Origin of the sequence: Lentzea sp. NPDC020367 (assembly GCF_044387305.1) — a bacterium.
Lineage (GTDB): Bacteria > Actinomycetota > Actinomycetes > Mycobacteriales > Pseudonocardiaceae > Lentzea.
Map to the genome: position 1 here is coordinate 602,952 of NZ_JBIRVV010000006.1, position 20,725 is coordinate 623,676.

The following is a 20,725-nucleotide window of genomic DNA, read 5'->3' on the forward strand; positions in this document are numbered from 1 at the left end:
ACCCCCTCCGGCGACGATCTTCCTACGTCCAGTAGGTCGTCCGCCGGAGGAACGGGGTTACCGGTCCGATCAGACCTGCCCGGCGGGATCGGACTTCAGGAACGGACCGACCCGCTTGCGCGCGATCAGCACGCAGATGGCGAACGTGATCACCGCGCCCGCGACCGCCTGGGGCACCGTGTAGGCGCGCCCGTCGAACGCGGACCCGGTCGGCGGCAGGATGATCGCGATGATCGCCGAGGTCACCATGGCGAACATCCGGAACTTGGGTCCGACCACCGCGGTGGCCAGCGGAATCGCCGCCCACAGCACGTACCAGGGTTGCAGCACCGGCCCGAGCACCAGGATCGCGCCGAGAGCCGCGCCCAGGCCGTTCATCGCCTTGATCCGGCCCTTGAAGCTGCGCCACAGCAGCACGATCGTGATCACGACGGACACGCCCTGCCCGAGCATCCTGGTCAGCGAGATCATCGCCTCGGTGTGGTTGCCCAGACCGAGCATGATCCCGGTGCCGGCGCCCAGGAAGCCCAGCGCGGTCGGCGGGGACATCCACGACTTCACGGTCGACGCGACGTTCAGCGTCTCGACCCAGCCGAACCCGAACCCGGTGCCGAGGCAGATCACCACCACCCCGACCGCGGCGATGCCGGCCATGATCGCCGCCACCAGCGCCAGGTGCTTGAACTGGCCGCCGAGCTTGCGCGCCACCATCACGCCGAGGAAGCCCAGCGCGGCCATCGCGGGGATCTTCACCATCGCCCCGCACACGATGACCCCGGCGCCCAGCGCGATCCACGACCACTTCAACGGTTCCAGCCCGCGCATCGCGAGCTCCAGGCCGACCAGCATCAGGCCGAGCGCCAGTCCGTCGTTGTGCACGCCGATGACGATGTGGAAGAGCACCAGCGGGTTCAGCGCGCCCAGCCACAGCGCGCCGACCGGCGGCACCCCGAACCGGGCGGCGAGCCGGGGCAGCGCCCACACGATCATGCCCAGGCCGACCAGCACCAGCAGCCGGTGCACGAACACGCCGGACACCACGTGGTCGCCGGTCAGCATCGCGGTCAACCGGCCGAAAGCCAGGAACAGCGGCCCGTACGGCGCTGGCGTCTCGCGCCAGATGTTCGGCACACCGCGCGTCAGCACGTGGTCGACGCCCAGCGCGTTCGCCGGTCCCAGCTCGTACGGGTCGAGCCCGCGCGCCGCGATCTCGCTCTGCGCCAGGTACGAGTACACGTCGCGGGAGAACATCGGCACGCAGAAGACCAGCGGAACGGTCCACATCAGCAGCGTGCGGTCCATCTGACCGCGCGAGATCAGCCGCGGCCTGCCGGGCTTCACGAACCGGCCCAGCGCCAGCCAGGCCGACACGATCATGAAGATGCCGGTCCAGACGACCCCCATCGCGACACTGGGCATCCTCGAGAAAAGTCCGAGAACGGGCACGCCGTAGAGCGGCGAGTAGATGGGCGCGGCCCCGCCGCCCAGGGATCCGACGGTCAGCAGCAACGCGCCGATGGTGCCCCAGCGACGGACGATGTCCAGCTGGCGACGCTCCCGACCGTTCAAGAGGTCGCTCTCCGGAGTTACAGCTCCGCCGTTCGTGGACATGCCAGGAGGGTATCGAGCCACGTTCAGCCGTGAGTCAGGTCACCCTGTGACCGCGATCTTTGCTACCTCCGGCTAAATACGCAACACTGGTGTTGTGAAAAACGCCGAGAGCTTCCTTGACGCCGTGCCGCAGCACGACGGCAAGACTCGGCGTGCTGTCGCCAGGCTCCTCCTGGAGCAGGGCCCGGTCACCGCGGCGGGTATCGCCGAGGAGCTGGGCATCAGTCCCACGGCCGTGCGTCGTCACATAGACGCGCTGCTCGCGGACGGTGAGGCGACGACGAGGGACGCACCGCGGCAGACCCAACGTGGCCGTGGCCGTCCCGCGAAGCTGTTCCTCCTGACTGACGCCGGACGCGCCCGGTTCGGCCACGCCTACGACGACCTCGCGGTCGCCGCCCTCAGGTTCCTCGCCCAGACGGGTGGGGAAGAGGCAGTGCGCGCCTTTGCGCAAAGTCGTGTCGACGCACTCGTGGACGGTCATCGTTCGACGATCGTGGCCCAGGTCACGCCCGCCGAACGGGCCAAGGCCCTTGCGACCGCGTTGACCAGGGAGGGTTACGCTGCGGCGGCGCGAAACGTGGGTACGGGCGAGCAGTTGTGCCAGCACCACTGCCCGGTCGCCCACGTCGCCGCCGAGTTCCCCCAGCTGTGCGAGACCGAGACGGAGACGTTCGCGAACCTCCTCGGTACCCACGTGCAGCGCCTCGCGACGATCGCCCGCGGCCACGCCGTGTGCACGACGCACATCCCGAACATTGCAAATCGGATCCCAGATGATGGAGGGGAGCCCGCATGACTGCCGCTGCCGAGCAGCGCACGCCCACCACGGTGCAGTCTCCGCTCACGCAGGAAGAGACCATCGCGTCTCTCGGCAACTACGAGTTCGGCTGGGCCGACTCGGACACTGCCGGCGCGAGCGCACGCCGAGGCCTCAGCGAGGATGTCGTCCGCGACATCTCGGCGAAGAAGAGCGAGCCCGAGTGGATGCTCGAGTACCGGTTGAAGGCGCTCAAGCTCTTCGACCTCAAGCCGATGCCGAGCTGGGGCGCTGACCTCTCTGGGATCGACTTCGACTCGATCAAGTACTTCGTGCGGTCCACCGAGAAGCAGGCCACCAGCTGGGAGGACCTGCCCGAGGACATCAAGAACACCTACGACCGCCTGGGCATCCCGGAGGCCGAGAAGCAGCGCCTCGTCGCGGGTGTCGCCGCCCAGTACGAGTCCGAGGTCGTCTACCACCAGATCCGCGAGGACCTGGAGGAGAAGGGTGTCCTCTTCCTGGACACCGACACGGCCCTCAAGGAGCAGCCGGAGCTCTTCCGGGAGTACTTCGGCTCCGTCATCCCCGCGGGTGACAACAAGTTCTCGGCGCTCAACGCCGCGACGTGGTCCGGTGGCTCGTTCATCTACGTGCCGAAGGGCGTGCACGTGGACATCCCGCTGCAGGCCTACTTCCGGATCAACACCGAGAACATGGGTCAGTTCGAGCGCACGCTGATCATCGTCGACGAAGATGCCTACGTGCACTACGTCGAGGGGTGCACGGCGCCGATCTACTCCTCGGACTCGCTGCACTCGGCCGTCGTCGAGATCATCGTGAAGAAGGGCGGCCGCTGCCGCTACACGACGATCCAGAACTGGTCGAACAACGTCTACAACCTGGTCACCAAGCGCGCCAAGGCCGAAGAGGGCGCGACCATGGAGTGGGTCGACGGCAACATCGGCTCCAAGGTGACCATGAAGTACCCGGCCGTCTTCCTGATGGGCGAGCACGCCAAGGGCGAGGTCCTCTCGATCGCGTTCGCGGGCGAGGGCCAGCACCAGGACGCCGGCGCCAAGATGGTCCACATGGCACCGCACACCTCTTCGACGATCATCTCGAAGTCGGTGGCGCGGGGCGGTGGCCGCACGTCGTACCGCGGCCTGGTCCAGGTCAACAAGCGGGCGCACCACTCGAAGTCCACGGTGAAGTGCGACGCGCTGCTGGTCGACACCATCAGCCGCTCGGACACCTACCCGTACGTCGACGTCCGCGAGGACGACGTGCAGATGGGTCACGAGGCCACGGTCTCGAAGGTCTCCGAGGACCAGCTGTTCTACCTGATGTCGCGCGGCCTGAACGAGGACGAGGCCATGGCGATGATCGTGCGCGGGTTCGTCGAGCCCATCGCGCGCGAGCTCCCCATGGAGTACGCCCTCGAGCTGAACCGCCTGATCGAACTGCAGATGGAAGGGGCCGTCGGCTGACATGGCCGCCCTGTCTACGAAACCTCACTCCCACGGCGCTGTCACCCCGGTCGCCTCGCGCGCTGAGCACTTCGCGTCCTACGACGTAGAAGCGTTCGAGGTCCCGGGTGGCCGTGAGGAGATCTGGCGCTTCACGCCTCTCAAGCGCCTTGCCGGTCTGCACTCCGGCGCTGCGGCAACGGGTTCCGCTGCCGTCGAGGTGTCCGCCGCCGCCGGCGTCACCGTCGAGACCGTGGGTCGTGACGACTCGCGGCTCGGCACCGCCGGCACCCCCGGTGACCGCGTCGCGGCGCAGGCGTACTCGTCCTTCGAGAACGCCACGATCGTGACGCTGCCCGGCGACGCCAAGACCGAGCCGACCACCGTCACGGTGACCGGCGCGGGCGTCGGCGCCGTCGCCTACGGCCACATCCAGATCAAGGCCTCGCAGTTCGCCGAGGGCACCGTGATCCTGGACTTCCGCGGCTCCGGCGCGTACGCGGACAACGTCGAGTTCCTCGTCGCGGACGGCGCTCACCTCACGGTGATCACCATCCACGACTGGGCCGACGACGCCGTGCACGTCTCGCAGCACCACGTGAAGCTCGGCCGCGACGCGACCATCAAGCACACCGTGGTCACGCTCGGCGGCGACGTCGTGCGTGTGACGCCGGTCGTGCAGTACGCGGGTCGCGGTGGCGACGCGGAGCTGTTCGGTCTGTACTTCGCGGACGCGGGTCAGCACCAGGAGCACCGGCCGTTCATCGACCACGCGCAGGCCAAGTGCCGCAGCAACGTCGTCTACAAGGGCGCGTTGCAGGGCGAGGGCGCGCACACCGTGTGGATCGGCGACGTGCTGATCCGCGCGGCGGCCGAGGGCACCGAGACGTTCGAGCTGAACCGGAACCTGATCCTGACCGACGGCGCGCGCGCCGACTCGGTGCCGAACCTGGAGATCGAGACCGGCGAGATCGAGGGCGCGGGCCACGCCAGCGCCACCGGCCGGTTCGACGACGAGCAGCTGTTCTACCTGCAGGCGCGCGGCATTCCGGAGGACCAGGCACGGCGTCTCGTCGTGCGCGGCTTCTTCCAGGAGCTGATCGCGAAGATCGCCGTCCCCGAGGTGCGCGAGCGCCTCGAGGCCGCCATCGAGGCAGAGCTCGAGGCGGTCGGCACGTGATCAAGGTGTGTGCACTGTCCTCATTGGACGACCGCAAGCCGTTCGCCGCCGACGTCGACGGAACTGATGTCGTGTTGGTGCGCAACGGCGAGCGGGTGCACGCACTCGCGGATCTGTGCTCGCACGCCGCGGTGTCGTTGAGCGAGGGCGAGGTCACCCGCAAGGGGATCGAGTGCTGGTTGCACGGGTCGTGCTTCGACCTCGAGACCGGCCAGCCCTCCTCGCCACCCGCCAGCGAACCGGTCGACGTCTACGCCGTCGACATCCGTGACGGCGATGTGTTCGTCGACGTCACCGTCACCACGAACTGACTTCTAGCTACACCACCAGGAGAACGGCAAGTCATGGCCACCCTTGAGATCAAGGACCTGCACGTCTCGGTCGTCAGCGAGGACGCTCCCAAGGAGATCCTCAAGGGCGTCGACCTGACGATCAAGGCCGGCGAGACGCACGCCATCATGGGCCCCAACGGCTCCGGCAAGTCCACGCTGTCCTACGCGATCGCCGGGCACCCGAAGTACACGATCACCTCGGGCACCGTCACCCTCGACGGCGAGGACGTCCTCGAGATGTCCGTCGACGAGCGCGCCCGCGCGGGCCTCTTCCTCGCCATGCAGTACCCGGTCGAGGTCCCCGGCGTCTCGATGTCGAACTTCCTGCGCACCGCCGCCACCGCCGTCCGCGGCGAGGCCCCGGCCCTTCGCCACTGGGTGAAGGAGGTCAAGGGTGCGATGGCCGACCTCGACATCGACCCGGCGTTCGCCGAGCGTTCGGTGAACGAGGGCTTCTCCGGCGGTGAGAAGAAGCGCCACGAGATCCTGCAGCTGGGCCTGCTCCAGCCGAAGATCGCGATCCTGGACGAGACCGACTCCGGCCTGGACGTCGACGCGCTGCGCGTCGTGTCCGAGGGCGTGAACCGGTACAAGGCCTCCGGTGAGGTCGGCGTCATGCTGATCACGCACTACACCCGGATCCTCAAGTACATCCAGCCGGACTTCGTGCACGTCTTCGCGAACGGCCGGATCGTCGAGTCCGGTGGCCGCGAGCTGGCCGACGTGCTCGAGTCCGAGGGTTACGTGAAGTACACCGGTTCCAAGGAAGCCGCAGCCCTTTCCTGACGTTAATAGGTGTTGAGAGGAGGCGCTGTGACCACCACCGCAGCACCACTGGACGTAGCCGCCCTGAGGGCGGACTTCCCGATCCTGTCTCGCACCGTTCGTGACGGGAAGCGCCTGGTCTACCTGGACTCCGGCGCCACCTCGCAACGCCCGACGCAGGTTCTGGACGCGGAACGCGCGTTCCTGGAGCAGCACAACGCCGCTGTGCACAGGGGCGCCCACCAGCTGGCCGAGGAAGCGACCGACGAGTACGAGGGTGCGCGTCAGCGCATCGCGGACTTCGTCGGTGCCTCGTTCGGCGAGCTGGTGTTCACCAAGAACGCCACCGAGGGCTTCAACCTCGTGGCGTACGCGATGGGCAACGCCGCGACCTCGGGTCCCGAGGCCGCGCGCTTCGTCGTGGGGCCCGGCGACGAGATCGTCGTGACCGAGATGGAGCACCACGCGAACCTCGTTCCGTGGCAGCAGCTCGCTTCTCGCACCGGCGCGACGCTGAAGTGGTTCAAGCTGACCCCGGACGGTCGTCTCGACCTGTCCGATGTGGACAGCGTGATCACGCCGCGCACCAAGGTCGTGGCGTTCACGCACCAGTCGAACGTGACCGGCGTGATCAACCCCGTTCGGCTCCTGGTCGCCGCCGCGCAGAAGGTCGGCGCGTTGACCGTGCTGGACGCGTGCCAGTCCGTTCCGCACAGCCCGGTCGACTTCCACGAGCTGGGCGTCGACTTCGCGTCGTTCTCCGGCCACAAGATGCTCGGCCCGTCCGGCATCGGTGTCCTTTATGGACGTCGCGAACTGCTGGAGGCGTTGCCCCCCTTCATCACCGGCGGTTCGATGATCGAGCTGGTGAAGATGGAGGGCTCGACGTTCGCACCGCCGCCGCAGCGCTTCGAGGCCGGTTCGCCGATGACGTCCCAGGCCGTCGGTCTGGGTGCCGCGGTGGACTACCTGAGCGTCGTCGGCATGGAGCGGATCAACGCCCACGAGCACGCGCTGACCGTTGCCGCGCTGGAAGGTCTGTCCGGCGTCAAGGGTGTTCGCCTGATCGGCCCGCTGGACGCGGTCGACCGCGGCGGCGCCGTGCCGTTCGAGATCGAGGGCGTCCACCCGCACGACGCCGGCCAGGTGCTCGACAGCCTGGGCATCGCCGTCCGCGTGGGCCACCACTGCGCGTGGCCGCTGCACCGCTGCCTGAACGCGCAGTCGTCGGTGCGCGCGACGTTCTACCTGTACAACACGCTGGACGAGGTCGACGCACTGGTCGACGGAGTCCGCGAGGCGCAGAAGTTCTTCGGGGTGGCCTGATGCAGCTCCAGCAGATGTACCAGGAGATCATCCTGGACCACTACAAGAACCCGCACGGCCGAGGCCTGCGGGACCCGTTCGACGCGGAGTCGTTCCAGGTCAACCCGACCTGCGGCGACGAGGTGACGCTGCGGGTCAAGCTCGACGGCGACCTGGTGAAGGACGTCTCCTACGCCGGCCAGGGCTGCTCGATCAGCCAGGCCTCGACGTCGGTGTTGACGGACCTCGTCGTGGGTAAGCCCGTGGGCGAGGCGTTCAAGAAGATGGACGCGTTCGTCGAGCTGATGCAGAGCCGCGGCCAGATCGAGCCCGACGAGGACGTCCTCGAGGACGGCATCGCCTTCGCCGGTGTCTCGAAGTACCCGGCGCGCGTGAAGTGCGCGCTGCTGGGCTGGATGGCCTTCAAAGACGCAGTAGCACGAAGCCAGGGAGCAGCATGAGCACCGAGGAAGTCGTCCGGGGAGCCGAAGGCATGCCGGTCTTCGAGCCCAAAGCTGACGTCGCCGCGCTCGACGACCTCGAAGAGGCGATGCGCGACGTCGTGGACCCGGAACTCGGCATCAACGTCGTGGACCTCGGCCTCGTCTACGACATCCACGTCGACGAGAAGAACGTCGCCACGATCGACATGACGCTCACGTCCGCGGCCTGCCCGCTGACCGACGTCATCGAGGACCAGACCCGAGCCGCCCTCACCGGCGGCGGCAGCGGTGGCCTCGTGGCGGACTTCCGCATCAACTGGGTGTGGATGCCGCCGTGGGGCCCGGAGAAGATCACCGACGACGGCCGCGAGCAGCTGCGCGCGCTCGGCTTCACCGTCTGATCCCGGTTCGCTCGAACGGCGCGCGTCCTGCGGGGTGCGCGCCGTTCGTCGTTCAGAGCAGGTCGAGGAACGTCGACGCCAGCGGGCCGTTCAGGGACGTCCGGCGTGCCTCGGCGACGCTCACGAGCCGGGAACGCAGCTCGTACCCGTCGGTGTCGGTCCAGTCGGGCCCACCGGCGCGTTCGGTCGCGGTGCCCTGGAACACGACCTGGAGGAAGTCCGGGTAGGGGTAGTCGTAGTCAGGACGCCTCGGGGCGAGGTGTTCGAAGTGCAGCCATCCCAGCGGGCGAAGGCTTTCACCGTCGAGCAGCCATCCAGTCTCCTCGTGCACCTCGCGTCTCGCGGTGTCCGCGTGCGTCTCACCGCGTTCCCGCCGGCCACCGGGCAGGACGTGGCCGCCGTCGACGTTCTCGCAGAAGACGACCAGCTCGCCGACCCGCACGACGCACCGGACCGAGGTGACCAGCTCGTCGGGCAGGTCGGCCGGACCGGCGTGGGCGCTGACTCGCAACGGCATCGCGCCGCCCAGCCAGGACACCTCGTCTACGGCGGCGGGCGTGTGCGCGGCCAGCAGCCTCGCGACGTCCGGATGGCGCTCCCCGAATCCAGGCTCGGTACCCCACATGAACGCCATCGAAACAGAGATCCACCATCTGGAACACCGCGAGAAGCTTGATTAAATGCGTTGCGAGCCTGTCCGAAGCTCGCATAGCTTGGTCCCATCACGAACGACAGAGATCAACCGGAGGAAGACATGCTTGCCAACGCACAGCTCGCGGGATGGCGAATTCTCGCCCTCATCGCCAGCGGTCTGCTGGCGGTGGCGTGGGGCTCCACGCCATGACCTGATCCCCAGGTCATGACCTCGGAGCCGCCCACGGGAAACCCTGGGCGGTTTTCTTTTTGTCCTCTGTCGATGCCGATGAGCTTGGGAAGCGGAACGGATTCCAAACCCGTTGTCCGAGGGTTCGACTCCTTCCATCGGTGCTGCTCGAAAACAATGCGGTCGTGGTGAACTCGGCGGACACGTCGGTCTTCCAAACCGAAGAAGAGGGTTCGATGCCCTCCGACCGCTCGCCACACGTGGATCTAGCCCAACTGGTAGAGGCACATGGTTGAGGGCCATGACAGTCAGGGTTCGAATCCCTGGATCCGCACGCCCCGGTAGCCCAACGGAAGAGGCAACGCGCTCAGAACGCGTCCAGTGCAGGTTCGAATCCTGCCCGCGGCACTGCACAACTTCATACAAAGGGGGACGCGCCGGCGCGCAGGTGATCCTTGCAAGATCGCCTTGGAGGGTTCGACACCCTCGTCTTCCACTCCGTCCCGTAGCTCAGCCCGGTGAGAGCGTCCGTCTGATACGCGGTAGGTCCCAGGTTCAAATCCTGGCGGGACGACCACACGATAAATTGGACCCACGACCAAGGGGAGTGGGTGGGAGTGGCACGTCTTCACGTCGGCTGCGCGATGTGGAACCACAAGGCGTGGCCCGGACGGTTCCTGCCACAACCCTTGCCACCGAAGGAACGTCTGCGGGCCTACGCGGGCTGGTGCAACGCGGTCGAGGGCAACACCACCTTCTACGCGACCCCTGCCAGGACCACCGTGGAAACGTGGGCGCAGCAGACCGATCCCGGATTCCGGTTCGTGGTGAAACTGCCGAAGGTCGTCACGCACGAGCGCAGGTTCGCCGGGGTCGAGGTGGAGATGCGGGCGTTCCTGGACGCGATCGAACCCCTCGGGGAACGGGCCGTGCTGTGGACGCAGCTGCCCGCGTCGTTCGGCCCGCCCGACGTCGAGGCCCTCGGCCGGTTCCTGCGCAGGCTGCCCGCCAACCTCCGGCGCACGGTGGAGGTGCGTCACCTCGACTTCTTCACCGACGCTCGTTCAACCGAACTGCTCGAAGCAACGCTCGACGACGCGCGCGCCGAGTGGATGACGTTCGACACCGAGGTCCTCTTCCAGAGCCCGCCGACCAGCGAGGGCGAAGCGGAGGCGTGGGCCAAGAAGCCGAGGATGCCGCGGCGGACGCGTGCGCTGACCGATCGGCCGGTCGTCCGCTACCTGGGCCGGGATTCCGCCGAGGAGACGGTCGAGGGATGGCGGCCGTGGGCCGACGTGGTCGCGAACTGGCTCCGCGAAGGCCTCTCGCCGACGTTCTTCGTGCACACGCCCAACAACGACGACGCGCCCGCGCTCGCCCGCCGCTTCCACGACGACGTGCGCGCGCTGGTTCCCGGACTCGATCCACTGCCCGAGCCGGAACCGGTCGAGCCCGCGACTCTCTTCTGAGCCGTACAAAGGAACTGTGGATCACAGCAGCAGAGCGATCTCCGCGGCGGGCGCCCTCTTCTTCGACGACGCCGGTCGCCTTCTGCTCGTCGAGCCGACCTACAAGCCGCACTGGGAGATCCCGGGCGGGGTGATCGAGCACGGCGAGACCCCGAGCGAGGCCTGTCGCCGCGAGGTGGCGGAAGAACTGGGTCTGGTCAGGGAACCCGGCAGGCTTCTCGTGGTCGACTGGGCACCCCAGGGAGACCAGGACCGCGTCCTGTTCGTGTTCGAGGGCGGCCTGCTCACCGCCGACGACCACATCCGCCTCCAGGCGGAGGAGCTCGGGCGGTACGAGTTCGTGACCCCGGACGAGGCAGTCCGGCGCCTGATCCCGAGACTCGCGCGCCGCGTCTCCGAAGCGCTGCGTGCCAGAGAATCAGGCGAGACCCGCTACCTGGAGCACGGCGTGGGCAGGTCGGACGGCTAGGCGTAGACCCGTTCGACGAACGACGCCAGGTCGTGCTCGGACAGGTGCCGGGCGAGATCCGCCTCCGACACCATGCCGACCAGCCGGTGGTCCTCGATCACCGGCACCCGCCGGATCTGGTTGTCCTCCATGGTCCGCAGCACCTGCGCCACCGAGTCCGAGGCGTCGACCCAGTGGACGTGGCCGCCGAACTCGCTGACCTTGGTCGACGCCAGGTCCAGACCACCGGCCACGGCCCTGATCACGAGGTCGCGGTCGGTGATGATGCCGCGCAGCCGGTCGTCCTTGCCGCAGATGGGCAGGGATCCGACGTCGAGGTCCCGCATCATGCGGGCGGCCTCGACGAGGTTCGCGTCCTCGTCCACGCACTGCACTCCGGGGTGCATGATCTCGCGCGCTGTCGTCACAACCTCTCCTTCCGGCCTTGTTCCACGAGCATCCGCTCACCCGAGTCGCCCCGCAGATCAGTCCGCTGAACGGACTAGACCCTTGCCTGCCCAACGGTCCAGAGTGCTACTCTGAGTGTTCCTAGAGTGACGCAGTTGCTATCTCCGGGGGCCGCGATGAGGCTGTTGGCGCGACTGACCGACGATCCCTGGGGCGGCCTTTCACCGTCCGTGTACGAGACGGGCAGACTCGTCGCGCTCGCGCCGTGGTTGCAGGGGCACCACGCCCGGATCCGGTACCTCCTCGACACCCAGCACGCCGACGGGACGTGGGGCGGTCCCGGCGAATACGCGCTGGTCCCGACCCTGAGCGCGGTCGACGCGCTGCACGAGCACCCGGCCGCGCGCAGAGGTCTCGAAGCACTGCGCAAGCTGCTCAGCCGCCCGGTGAAGCTGCCGGACACGGTCGCCGTCGAGCTCATCGTCCCCGCGCTCGCCGAACGGCTCGGCCTGCGCACGTCTCTCGACCCGCGCCCGTTGCACGCCCTCAGACAACGCCCGCTGCCGGACAAGCTCTGGCACACGCTGGAGATCTTCGGCCCACGTCCCGAGGTCGTCGCGGTCGGCGGGGTCGTCGCCGCCAGTCCGGCCGCGACCGCGGTCCAGTTGCAGGGCCCGGTGCCGGGGGACAGCCTCCGCTACTTGGAGGCCGTCCAAGAACGACACGGAGGTCCCGTTCCCGCCGGAGTCCCGGTCCCGCTGTTCGAACGCTCCTGGATCATCGTCGCCCTCCGGTCCGCGGGCGTGGACGTGCCCGATCCGATGGTGGAGCAGCTCCACGCCGCGTTCGGTGCACGAGGTGCGGCAGGCGGGCCGGGACTTCCCGCCGACGCCGACGACACGGCCACCGCGCTGCACGCCCTCGCGTTGTGCGGCAGCCCAGGTCCGGCAGAGACCCTCGACCACTACCGGGAAGCCCGCCACTTCGCCTGCTTCCCGAACGAGCGCACCCCGTCGACCAGCACGAACGCCCACGCGCTGCAGGCCGTCGGGCACGACCGGGAACTGGAGGAGTGGTTGCGGGACATGCAGGAACCGGCAGGCAACTGGCGCGACAAGTGGCACGCCTCGCCCTACTACGCCACCGCGTGCGTCACCAACGCCTTGCAAGGCAACGAAAAGGCCGTCGACTGGGTCCTCGGCACCCAGCACGACGACGGCTCGTGGGGCCGTTGGGAAGGCACCTACGAGGAGACCGCCTACGCCATCCGGATCCTGTCGCACGCACAGCGGGACGTCACCGCGGCGATGAGCCGCGGCGCGAAGTTCCTGCACGAGTGGGGAGACCGCGAGCACCCGCCGTTGTGGCACGACAAAGACCTTTACACCCCAACGAGAATCGTCGAGGCGGAAGGCCTGGCCGCACTCCACCTCGCCTGCGCGGTGCGCCGGTGAACCGCGCGGAGCTGCGGTTCACGTTGCGGCTGATCCCGTTCCTCGACTCGGTGGAGAGCGTCGAGGACGGCCTCGTCAGGCTCCGGGACCGGCGCTGGCTCGTCTGGCACCCGGACGTCATGACCGCGCTCTTCCGCAACGACCGCGCGTTGCGGCACCCGCCGAGCCGCACGCTGAGCCCGTTGCTGGGCAACCGATCCGTGCTGTGGCTCGACGGCGCCGAGCACACCGCGTACCGCCGCACGCTCGCCCCGATGCTGCGCGGCGTCCGGTACCAGGCGTTGATCGAGGAGATGACCGACCGCTCGATCGCCGAACTGCCGAGCGGCCCGACCAGCGTCTCCGCGTGGACCAGGAAACTCACGCTGAGGATCATCGGCCGCGTCCTCTTCGGCGTGGACGACGACGAACTGCTGACCGCGTTCACCCGCTGGCTGGACCGGCGCCTCGGCAGCCGCGCCCGCACCCTCGCGCACCGCTACCTGACCCCCGGCGCCACCCGGTTCGACCCGCGGCTGGACGCGATGTTGTTGCACCGCGCGCAAACCGCCGAACCACCGGCGCTGGCGGCGTTCCTGCCCAGGGAAGACCTGCGCGACCAGGTGGTCTCACTGCTGTTCGCGGGCCACGAGACCACCGCGAGCGCCACCGCCTGGACGTTGTACTGGATCAGCCGGACACCGGGTCTCGACGACAGCCGGCTCGACGCCACGATCAGGGAGTCGCTGCGGCTGTCCCCGCCCGCGGCCCTGGCGGGAAACAGGTTGAGCGAGGAGGGCATGGTCATCACCCCGAGCATCTACCTGGCGCACCGCCGGGCAGCGACGTACGAGAACCCGCACGTCTTCGACCCTGCTCGCACGCCACCGCCGCCCGGCGCGTACTTCCCGTTCGGCGGGGGAGTGCGGCACTGCCCCGGCAAGGACCTGGCGCTGCTGGAGATCCGCCTGATCGTCCGGGCGTTGCTGGCGCACAGGCACGTCCGGCTCAGCTCCCCGACCAGCACACCCCAGCTGCGGGGCGCCGCGATGGCGCCGCCGCCGGACCTCGCGATGGTGGCCACTTGCCGGCGTTGACCCATCTCCACCGCCTGGAACACCCCTTCGGCATGCACTACGCGTGCGCCGCCGCCTGGGGTGCCTGCTACGCGACGAGATTCGACCTCGCCGTCGTGATCGCGGTGCTCGCCAACTTCGTCGCGATCATCTCCGGCAACCCGCTCAACGCCTACGCCGACGTCCGCAACGACATCCACACCACCGACAAACGCCATCTCGCCCAAGCGGTGCAGGAGATCGGCGCGCGCAAGGTGCTCGCGCTGGCGATCTTCGAGATGATCTTCGCACTCGCGCTGGCGGCCGCCGTGTCGTGGAAGGTCGCGGTCGGCGTCGGGCTGATCCTGGTGCTGTACCTGGCGTACAACCTCGAACCGGTCAGGTTGAAACGGCGCGGCTATTCCGGCCCGGTGGTGCTCGCGATCGCCGCGGGGCTGCTGCCGAGCATCACGGCCTACTCGGCGGCCGGGGGACAGGCCGATCCGGCGGTGTGGCTCGTGTTCTCCGGTGTCGCCGCACTGGCGACGGGGCGGGCGCTCTGGTGGGCCGTCCCCGATCGCGCCGGCGACGCCCGTGTCGGGTCACGCACCCCAGCAGTCGTGTACGGGACGAGGCACGCCGTCAACGCGACCACCCAGCTGACCGTCGGTGGGTTGTTGCTGGTCGGTGGCGGGCTGTGGTTCCGGTTCGGGCCGCTCTGGGCGGCGGTCGGTGTCGTCGCGTGCTCGGCGTTCCTGCTCGCGCGAGACCTGCCGACAGCGGGTCAGCAGTTGCGGTACGGCATGTCGATGGCCGTGACGTCGACGATCGTGCTGGCCGCGATCCCGTTGCTGGCCTAGAGCTTGCGCGCCAGGCCGCCGGATCCGTGGAAGTTCTCGGGGTTGCGGTCCTGGACCTCGCCGGGATCCGGTTCCCACAACGGGATCGGCACCACGCCCGGTTGCAGGACCTCCATGCCGTCGAAGAACCGCACGACCTGCTCCGGGTACCGGAACGTGAAGGCGGGCAACGGCTGATCCCCGTACATGGCACCGAAAAGCCCCACCGCGGCCAGCATGAACGGGTCGCGGCACGTGTGCGAGAGCCCGAGATAGCTGCCGGGCGCCAGCGCGTTCAGGTACTTGGCCAGCACCTTGTACGGCTCGGCGTCGTCGGAGACGAAGTGCAGCACGTCCAGCACCAGCACGGCGACCGGCTCTGACAGGTCCAGCGTCGAGCGGACCTCCTGCGACTCCAGCACCTTCTCCGGATCGCACAGGTCCGCGCACAGGTACGACACGCGCGGCTCGTCCGCGACGATCTCCCGGCCCTCGGCCGCCACCGCCGGGTCGATCTCCACGTACACCACGCGCGCGTCGGGCGCGACGAGGTGCACGTTGCCCGCGGTGGGCAGGCCGGAGCCGAGGTCGATGAACTGCCGCACGCCGAGCGCGGTCAGTCTCCTGACGACCCTGCCCAGGAACGAGCGGTGCGTGCGGCACAGGTACGGCAGGTGCGGTGCCGCGGACACGAGGTGGTCCGCCAGTTCCTGGTCGGCCTCGGTGTTGCGGGTGCCGCCGAGCCAGTAGTCCCTGACCCGCGCGGTGTTGGGAAGCTCCGGGCCGTTCACTCCCGGTGCCCAGATGGGGGTGGCCACGGGGATTAACTACCGGAAGAAGGCTTGGAGGCACCCCAAGCGAACCCGAGATTTACCCGATCGAGTGAACCGTCAGACCGGTGCAGTCTGCGCCACCAGGAATCCCACCACGTCGTCGCGGCGACCGCGGCGCGCGAACGCCCTGCGCTGCCGCACCGCGCCCGTGCCGTCGAGCAGCAACCGGTCGATCCCGGTGGTCACCATCTCGTAGTCACCGGAGAACTCCAGCGCCGGCCGGATCCACCGCAGCAACGACGCGACGATCGAGGACGCCGGCGCGGGCGCGCCGGTGACCGGGTCGATGCCGAAGCCCTCCAGCCCGTCCCGCGCGGCACGCCACATCGCGACCTTCAGCAGATGCGGCGGCGGTGTCACGGGCGTCGCCCCGGAACTCAGTGCGGTGGCGGCGATCCCGCGCACCAGAGCGGCCATCAGCACCGCCTCCTCGACCGTCGGCGCGACGTCGGAGACCCGCAGTTCGAGCGTGGGATGACGGGCGGAGAGCCGGATGTCCCAGTAGAGCATCCCGGCGTCCATCGCCGCGCCGCTCGCCACGATCTCCTCCCGTGCCGTGAAGTACTCGGCCGCGGAGTCGAAGTGCGGCGGCGCACCCGAAGTGGGCCAACGGTTCCAGACCACGTACCGCCAGCTCGCGTACCCCGTGTCGCCGTCGAGCCAGTACGGCGAGTTCGCGCCCAGCGCGAGGATCGTCGGCAGCCACGGCCGCAGGTGGTTGCTCACGAAGATCTTCGACTCGTCGTCGGGCAACCCGATGTGCACGTGACAGCCGCAGATCGCGAGGTCGTTGGTGAGCGCTCCCATCTCCTGCGCCATCCGGTGGTAGCGCGGGGAGTTCGTCAACGGCGTCGGCATCGTGAGGCCCAGCACGGGCGTTCCGGTCGCGGCCAGTCTCGCGTCGTGCCGCGCGGCCCGTTCGATCAACGCCCGCCGCGCCACCGCGAGTTCGTCGCGCAACACGCCCATGTCCGTGCAGATTCCGCTGGCCGATTCCACCTGATACTGCGCGATTTCCGGCTGCAGATCGACCTCGAACCGGTCGGCCCCGGCGAGCACTTCCTTGGCACGGTTGGCCAAATGGCCGGTGGAGGCTTCGACGAGAACGAATTCTTCTTCCACACCAACGGTGAGGAGGCCATCCGAGCTCGTGCGTTGCGCGGGTACCGCTTGAGTTCTGCTGCCGACGTGCACGCCGAACCTCCAGTGCGCTGAGTAGCAACATCGATGCTATGAGTGATCAGCGCGCCGCACAGGAGGCGTTTGGTTGTACTTGTTAACTCACCGCGCGTTGCGCGACACCACGAAGCACGTCACGTCGTTCCGTGCCCGGCCGGCCCATGACCCAGCTGGACCCCGCAAGCGACTTCGCGTGCTCCTTCACCGGTGCCAGCAACCGCGACACCTCGCGATACGACCCCACTGATCCCGGGGCACAGATAAGGGTCGCAAGAGAGAGGGTGACGTGTCGTCCTTCTGCCGTGTACGACTTGTCGAGCAAACGCGCACTCAGCGGCACCGTTTCGTCGAGCCCGGCCAGCAAGAGGAAGTCGTCCCCGCCGACGTGCCCGACCTGCACACCGGGGAACGCGTGCGCGAGGTCCGCCAGGTCGTGCCCGATCTCGCGGATCAGATCGTCTCCGGCCGCGAACCCGACCGTGTCGTTGACCAGCTTGAAGCTGTCGACGTCCAGCCAGGAGATCGCGAAGATCTCGCCGGCCTCGATGCGCTCGTCCACGTTCTTCGCGACCGCGTCACTGCCGGGAAGACGCGTCAGCGGGCTCAGCGCGGCCGCCTGCTCCACCTTGAGCTCCGCGACACCGCGCACGACGTCCGCCACGCGCACAACGCCCATGCACCGCTCGTTGTGGTCCACGACGATGAGGTCGTCGTTGGTGCGCTCACGGTTCGCACCCGTCACCACGTCCAACAGGTCGAGCGCCGACGACTCGGTGCCGATGACATGTGGCTTGTCCGCGAGCCGTGCGGCCTCCCTCTTGGCGTGCAGGGCATGGCCGTACGGACCCGTCACCGCGAGAAGGAACCTGTTGCGGTCCACCGACCACTTGGGGCGACCCTCGTCGTCCACCAGAACGACACCCGTGACCGACGGCTGCGACGCCAGGACCTCACGCACCTCTTCACTGGTCGCGTGCTCGTGCAGCGTCGTCGCCGGGTGCAGGAACGCCGTGATCCGGGGACCCGTGGTGCTGCGCCGGATCTCGCCGGTCTCCGTGACCGCCTCCGGCGCGATGCGGGCGTTCACCGCCGGTCTTCGCTGCGGGGGCGCGAGGAGCTTGCCCTGCGCGTACCCCACCCCCAGCTTTCGCAGGTAGGTCAGCTCCGCCTCGGTCTCCACACCCTCGGCCACGACCTGCCCGCCCGTGTACTCGCCCAGGTGCACCAACGACTTCACCAGCGCGCCCCGCGCGGCGTCGTCGGGCAGCGTGCGGACGATCTCGCGGTCGAGCTTGACGTAGTCCGGCGACGCGCTCGTCAGCAGGCCCAGCGGTACGTCGCCCTCGCCCACGCAGTCGAGCGCGATGCGGAAACCGTTGTTCCGCAGCGTTTGCATGCCACGGGCAAGGCGCGCGCGATTAGCTCGTGAGTACGGCTCACCGATCTCGATGACGATGCTGTCCGGCGAACGCCCCGCGTCCCGCAGAGCACCGTAGAGAGGGCTCATCACCTCGGGCTTGTCCGCGATCGTGATCGCGAGCAGGTTGACGTGCAACGGCAGCAGCAGGTCGAAGTCGGCCGCGGACCGGATGGCGCGGCAGGCGAGTCCGACGTCGGCGTTGGCCAGCAGGCCCGCCCGGAAGGCGGCCTGGAGCAGGTCCTGCACGCTGCCGTCGTGCGGCCGGGCCAGAGCCTCGATCGCGACGACGCCCCCGGTGTTCAGGTTGAACAGCGGCTGGAAGGCGAACCTGACGTCATCCAGCAAGGCGGGCACGCATCCGATCGTGCCGGTGCGAACGACGTGCACCAAGCGGGTTCACCAGCTGTTCACGAGGTTGGCGACGATTTGCCACGCCGGGGCTGCGCTCGGTGACACGGCGTTCACGCTGGGAGTTCGCTAGAGGAGTTTCCACCTGAGGTGGGCCGGCGCGGCCCTGAAGATCGCCGACATGGCCCTCGCCGTCCCTCTGACGTCCTCGCGGCCGGACAGGTACGCGCGCTGCAGTTCCGGGTCGAGCCGGAAGAACAGCTCGAAGAAGTCCTTCGTCTCGTCGGCGTCGAGGCGGAGCAGGGCTTCGAGGCCGTGCTTGCGCATGGCGTGCACGACGCGGGCCTTGCGGGGCCAGATGACGTGCTTCGGGTCCTCGTTCGCCTTGATCGCCTGCGCGACCTGCGGGGCGAGGTGCAGCGAGGTGGCGACGCTGTAGCCCGTCGCGGGGTGGATGAAGCCGGCCGCCGCGCCGAACGCGTTGCTCGTTCTTGGCGCGTCCAGTGGGAAGCGCACGCGTTCTTCTTCGTGGCTCGGGGTCAGGCGGGCGTGCAGGCGGTCGCGGAGTTCCTGGAGGGGCATGCCGGGCCGCCGCGCCAGGCAGGTCTCCTCCACGAGGACTCGGTTGCCGCCCAGCGGGACTGTGTAGAGGAACGTGTCGCCGTTGCCGCGCCAGTCCATCAGCGTGGTCTCGGTGCTGTCCGAGTCGATGATCGTGCCTACGGCCGTTTGTTCGGCACGGCCCTTGCGCGCGCCTGTGGCGTTGAACGTGTAGCGCGCTGCTTCTGGCCGTTGGAGCACGTGGATTGTGTCCGGCAGTTCGTGGAGCTTGGCGTTGTCCAGCACGACGTAGGTGCGTTGGATCAGGTGCTCCTCGCGCGCGTACGCGCGAACAGTGGTGCTTGCGGACTTGATGGGGGTGTCGGTGGGGAGTTCATCGGCCCACGCGCCGTACGTCGCCGTCCAGGGCCGGTGGGGGTGACGGTCGACGATCGCCGTTTGGAGACCTTCGCTTGCACAGGCGCGTGCGAGCGCACGGCCTGCTGGACCTCCGCCAATCACCACCACGTCGAACACCACGAGGTCCATGATTGACCTTGTGGCCAAGACCTACCGCCAGCACCTCGTCCGTCGCGTCGGCAACGTCGTCATCAGTCGCGCTGTCTCTCTCGGCATCGCCCCCTCCTACTACGTCCTGCTGACCATCCGTGGCCGGCGCAGTGGTGCGGAGCGGACGATTCCCATTCGTCTGATGCAGCACGACGGCCAGGAGTGGCTCGTCGCGCCGTACGGCGTTCGCGACTGGGTGCACAACGCACGGGCGGCTGGTTCAGCGGTCCTGCGAAGGGGACGTAGGTCACGTCAAGTCGTTTTGAACGAGGTTTCCGCGGCCGTCGCGGCGCCCGTGCTGGCCGCTTACGTGCGTAAAGAGCCGGTGACTAGGCCTTTCTTCGACGCACGGGTCGGCGACCCCGTCTCGGCGTTCGAGGCGGAGGCCGACCGCCATCCGGTCTTCGCGGTGACGAACGCGCAGGTCAGTGGCGGTTCTGGTGCTTAGGTGACCCCCCGATTTGGAGATCGAAAGTGCCCCGTGTAATGTTCTCCAAGTCAGAGCGACACGGGCCGGGAAACAAGCCGGAACGGGCCTGACCACAAAGCCGGAAGACAAAAGCCTCCTAGAGGCCGATTTGACACCGGCGAGCAAGACAAAATAAGCTTCAGCAACACAAGCCCCGGAAGTAAGTCAGCGAAAAGCTGATGTGACTGCGGTGTGCGCGTGTTCTTTGAGAACTCAACAGCGTGCCGAAACACAGCCAGTAATATATGAATTACCTCCTCGTCGAGGTAGTTCCTTTGAGGCAAGACTAGATTGATGCCAGACATATTCCGTCTGGAGCGATCAAACACAATCCTTATTGGAGAGTTTGATCCTGGCTCAGGACGAACGCTGGCGGCGTGCTTAACACATGCAAGTCGAGCGGTAAGGCCCTTCGGGGTACACGAGCGGCGAACGGGTGAGTAACACGTGGGTAACCTGCCCTGTACTCTGGGATAAGCCTTGGAAACGAGGTCTAATACCGGATACGACACTGGACCGCATGGTTTGGTGTGGAAAGTTCCGGCGGTATGGGATGGACCCGCGGCCTATCAGCTTGTTGGTGGGGTAATGGCCTACCAAGGCGACGACGGGTAGCCGGCCTGAG

The 20,725-nt window shown here is 68.1% G+C and carries 21 protein-coding genes, 5 tRNA genes and 1 rRNA gene; 20 read left to right on the forward strand and 7 right to left on the reverse strand.

The window, feature by feature from the left end; translation table 11 throughout:
* Window positions 1–69 precede the first annotated feature (69 nt).
* Window positions 70–1,611 carry a polyprenol phosphomannose-dependent alpha 1,6 mannosyltransferase MptB gene (gene mptB / locus ACH413_RS28040; protein WP_360031321.1) on the reverse strand — a complete coding sequence of 514 codons (1,542 nt, stop codon included), beginning with the start codon at window positions 1,609–1,611 and terminating at the stop codon, window positions 70–72.
* 94 nt (window positions 1,612–1,705) lie between these two features.
* Here mptB and ACH413_RS28045 point away from each other — a divergent pair, with 94 nt between their 5' ends.
* Genes ACH413_RS28045 through ACH413_RS28080 form a run of 8 tightly spaced genes read left to right on the forward strand, consistent with a single transcriptional unit; the run spans window position 1,706 to window position 8,266 of the window.
* Window positions 1,706–2,410 (forward strand): metalloregulator ArsR/SmtB family transcription factor, encoded by a 705-nt coding sequence (locus ACH413_RS28045; RefSeq protein WP_360031319.1) that lies wholly within the window; start codon window positions 1,706–1,708, stop codon window positions 2,408–2,410.
* A complete protein-coding gene (sufB, locus tag ACH413_RS28050) occupies window positions 2,407–3,861 on the forward strand; it encodes a Fe-S cluster assembly protein SufB (RefSeq protein ID WP_093601364.1) in 1,455 nt (484 codons plus the stop codon). The genes ACH413_RS28045 and sufB overlap by 4 nt, the downstream gene beginning before the upstream one ends.
* A gap of 1 nt (window position 3,862) precedes the next feature.
* On the forward strand, window positions 3,863–5,020 hold the full coding sequence (gene sufD, locus ACH413_RS28055; protein WP_360031317.1) for a Fe-S cluster assembly protein SufD: 1,158 nt from the start codon (window positions 3,863–3,865) through the stop codon (window positions 5,018–5,020).
* Window positions 5,017–5,331 carry a non-heme iron oxygenase ferredoxin subunit gene (locus tag ACH413_RS28060; protein WP_360031315.1) on the forward strand — a complete coding sequence of 105 codons (315 nt, stop codon included), beginning with the start codon at window positions 5,017–5,019 and terminating at the stop codon, window positions 5,329–5,331. The genes sufD and ACH413_RS28060 overlap by 4 nt, the downstream gene beginning before the upstream one ends.
* Before the next feature lie 33 nt (window positions 5,332–5,364).
* Window positions 5,365–6,138 carry a Fe-S cluster assembly ATPase SufC gene (sufC, locus tag ACH413_RS28065; protein ID WP_360031314.1) on the forward strand — a complete coding sequence of 258 codons (774 nt, stop codon included), beginning with the start codon at window positions 5,365–5,367 and terminating at the stop codon, window positions 6,136–6,138.
* Between the two features lie 27 nt (window positions 6,139–6,165).
* Window positions 6,166–7,443 carry a cysteine desulfurase gene (locus ACH413_RS28070; RefSeq protein ID WP_360031312.1) on the forward strand — a complete coding sequence of 426 codons (1,278 nt, stop codon included), beginning with the start codon at window positions 6,166–6,168 and terminating at the stop codon, window positions 7,441–7,443.
* On the forward strand, window positions 7,443–7,883 hold the full coding sequence (gene sufU, locus ACH413_RS28075; RefSeq protein WP_360031310.1) for a Fe-S cluster assembly sulfur transfer protein SufU: 441 nt from the start codon (window positions 7,443–7,445) through the stop codon (window positions 7,881–7,883). Before ACH413_RS28070 ends, sufU begins: the two co-directional genes overlap by 1 nt.
* Entirely contained in the window at window positions 7,880–8,266 is a 387-nt protein-coding gene (locus tag ACH413_RS28080) for a metal-sulfur cluster assembly factor (protein WP_093601376.1), read from the forward strand. The genes sufU and ACH413_RS28080 overlap by 4 nt, the downstream gene beginning before the upstream one ends.
* A 52-nt stretch (window positions 8,267–8,318) precedes the next feature.
* Here ACH413_RS28080 and ACH413_RS28085 read toward each other — a convergent pair whose 3' ends face one another.
* Window positions 8,319–8,891, reverse strand: coding sequence for an NUDIX domain-containing protein (locus tag ACH413_RS28085; protein ID WP_360031309.1), 573 nt, complete (start codon window positions 8,889–8,891; stop codon window positions 8,319–8,321).
* 293 nt (window positions 8,892–9,184) lie between these two features.
* On the opposite strand from ACH413_RS28085, the gene ACH413_RS28090 reads away from it, so the two are divergent.
* The 7 genes from ACH413_RS28090 (at window position 9,185) to ACH413_RS28120 (ending at window position 11,027) form a co-directional block, all read left to right on the forward strand.
* A tRNA-Trp gene (locus tag ACH413_RS28090) sits at window positions 9,185–9,253 on the forward strand.
* Between the two features lie 15 nt (window positions 9,254–9,268).
* A tRNA-Gly gene (locus tag ACH413_RS28095) sits at window positions 9,269–9,341 on the forward strand.
* 8 nt (window positions 9,342–9,349) lie between these two features.
* Window positions 9,350–9,423: transfer RNA gene (locus ACH413_RS28100), tRNA-Leu, on the forward strand.
* Between the two features lies 1 nt (window position 9,424).
* Window positions 9,425–9,497, forward strand: a tRNA-Leu gene (locus ACH413_RS28105).
* Between the two features lie 91 nt (window positions 9,498–9,588).
* Window positions 9,589–9,666: transfer RNA gene (locus ACH413_RS28110), tRNA-Ile, on the forward strand.
* Window positions 9,667–9,733: 67 nt separating this feature from the next.
* Window positions 9,734–10,558 carry a DUF72 domain-containing protein gene (locus tag ACH413_RS28115; RefSeq protein ID WP_360032497.1) on the forward strand — a complete coding sequence of 275 codons (825 nt, stop codon included), beginning with the start codon at window positions 9,734–9,736 and terminating at the stop codon, window positions 10,556–10,558.
* 16 nt (window positions 10,559–10,574) lie between these two features.
* Window positions 10,575–11,027 carry an NUDIX hydrolase gene (locus ACH413_RS28120; RefSeq protein WP_360031307.1) on the forward strand — a complete coding sequence of 151 codons (453 nt, stop codon included), beginning with the start codon at window positions 10,575–10,577 and terminating at the stop codon, window positions 11,025–11,027.
* On the opposite strand, the gene ACH413_RS28125 is transcribed toward ACH413_RS28120, so the two are convergent.
* On the reverse strand, window positions 11,024–11,434 hold the full coding sequence (locus ACH413_RS28125) for a CBS domain-containing protein (RefSeq protein WP_360031305.1): 411 nt from the start codon (window positions 11,432–11,434) through the stop codon (window positions 11,024–11,026). The two genes, ACH413_RS28120 and ACH413_RS28125, sit on opposite strands and share 4 nt — an antisense overlap.
* 156 nt (window positions 11,435–11,590) lie before the next feature.
* Between ACH413_RS28125 and ACH413_RS28130 the strand changes: the two genes are divergently transcribed.
* Genes ACH413_RS28130 through ACH413_RS28140 form a run of 3 tightly spaced genes read left to right on the forward strand, consistent with a single transcriptional unit; the run spans window position 11,591 to window position 14,762 of the window.
* Entirely contained in the window at window positions 11,591–12,868 is a 1,278-nt protein-coding gene (locus ACH413_RS28130) for a prenyltransferase/squalene oxidase repeat-containing protein (protein WP_360031303.1), read from the forward strand.
* Window positions 12,865–13,944, forward strand: a complete 1,080-nt coding sequence (locus ACH413_RS28135; RefSeq protein WP_360031301.1) for a cytochrome P450 — start codon at window positions 12,865–12,867, stop codon at window positions 13,942–13,944. Before ACH413_RS28130 ends, ACH413_RS28135 begins: the two co-directional genes overlap by 4 nt.
* Complete coding sequence (locus ACH413_RS28140) at window positions 13,932–14,762, forward strand: UbiA family prenyltransferase (RefSeq protein ID WP_360031299.1); 831 nt, start codon at window positions 13,932–13,934, stop codon at window positions 14,760–14,762. The genes ACH413_RS28135 and ACH413_RS28140 overlap by 13 nt, the downstream gene beginning before the upstream one ends.
* Here ACH413_RS28140 and ACH413_RS28145 read toward each other — a convergent pair.
* From ACH413_RS28145 to ACH413_RS28160, 4 genes are all read right to left on the reverse strand, one after another.
* Window positions 14,759–15,559, reverse strand: a complete 801-nt coding sequence (locus ACH413_RS28145) for an SAM-dependent methyltransferase (protein ID WP_360031297.1) — start codon at window positions 15,557–15,559, stop codon at window positions 14,759–14,761. The genes ACH413_RS28140 and ACH413_RS28145 overlap by 4 nt on opposite strands.
* A 72-nt stretch (window positions 15,560–15,631) precedes the next feature.
* Complete coding sequence (locus tag ACH413_RS28150) at window positions 15,632–16,696, reverse strand: glutamate--cysteine ligase (protein ID WP_360031295.1); 1,065 nt, start codon at window positions 16,694–16,696, stop codon at window positions 15,632–15,634.
* 154 nt (window positions 16,697–16,850) lie between these two features.
* A complete protein-coding gene (locus ACH413_RS28155) occupies window positions 16,851–18,527 on the reverse strand; it encodes a GGDEF domain-containing protein (RefSeq protein WP_360031294.1) in 1,677 nt (558 codons plus the stop codon).
* Between the two features lie 123 nt (window positions 18,528–18,650).
* Window positions 18,651–19,610: a lycopene cyclase family protein gene (locus tag ACH413_RS28160; protein WP_360031292.1), complete on the reverse strand. Its 960-nt coding sequence runs from the start codon at window positions 19,608–19,610 to the stop codon at window positions 18,651–18,653.
* On the opposite strand from ACH413_RS28160, the gene ACH413_RS28165 reads away from it, so the two are divergent.
* Both ACH413_RS28165 and ACH413_RS28170 read left to right on the forward strand, forming a co-directional pair.
* Complete coding sequence (locus ACH413_RS28165) at window positions 19,609–20,079, forward strand: nitroreductase family deazaflavin-dependent oxidoreductase (protein ID WP_360031290.1); 471 nt, start codon at window positions 19,609–19,611, stop codon at window positions 20,077–20,079. The genes ACH413_RS28160 and ACH413_RS28165 overlap by 2 nt on opposite strands.
* 355 nt (window positions 20,080–20,434) lie before the next feature.
* Window positions 20,435–20,725: ribosomal RNA gene (locus ACH413_RS28170) — 16S ribosomal RNA — on the forward strand; the annotation flags it as partial.

What these genes read in the sequence shown, in the direction of transcription:
- mptB (WP_360031321.1), bottom strand. Translation starts at nt 1,611, where the DNA reads ATGTCCACGAACGGCGGAGCTGTAACTCCGGAGAGCGACCTCTTGAAC.
- ACH413_RS28130 (WP_360031303.1), top strand. Translation starts at nt 11,591, where the DNA reads ATGAGGCTGTTGGCGCGACTGACCGACGATCCCTGGGGCGGCCTTTCA.
- ACH413_RS28080 (WP_093601376.1), top strand. Translation starts at nt 7,880, where the DNA reads ATGAGCACCGAGGAAGTCGTCCGGGGAGCCGAAGGCATGCCGGTCTTC.
- sufC (WP_360031314.1), top strand. Translation starts at nt 5,365, where the DNA reads ATGGCCACCCTTGAGATCAAGGACCTGCACGTCTCGGTCGTCAGCGAG.
- sufU (WP_360031310.1), top strand. Translation starts at nt 7,443, where the DNA reads ATGCAGCTCCAGCAGATGTACCAGGAGATCATCCTGGACCACTACAAG.
- ACH413_RS28085 (WP_360031309.1), bottom strand. Translation starts at nt 8,891, where the DNA reads ATGTGGGGTACCGAGCCTGGATTCGGGGAGCGCCATCCGGACGTCGCG.
- ACH413_RS28160 (WP_360031292.1), bottom strand. Translation starts at nt 19,610, where the DNA reads ATGGACCTCGTGGTGTTCGACGTGGTGGTGATTGGCGGAGGTCCAGCA.
- ACH413_RS28115 (WP_360032497.1), top strand. Translation starts at nt 9,734, where the DNA reads ATGTGGAACCACAAGGCGTGGCCCGGACGGTTCCTGCCACAACCCTTG.
- sufB (WP_093601364.1), top strand. Translation starts at nt 2,407, where the DNA reads ATGACTGCCGCTGCCGAGCAGCGCACGCCCACCACGGTGCAGTCTCCG.
- ACH413_RS28165 (WP_360031290.1), top strand. Translation starts at nt 19,609, where the DNA reads ATGATTGACCTTGTGGCCAAGACCTACCGCCAGCACCTCGTCCGTCGC.
- sufD (WP_360031317.1), top strand. Translation starts at nt 3,863, where the DNA reads ATGGCCGCCCTGTCTACGAAACCTCACTCCCACGGCGCTGTCACCCCG.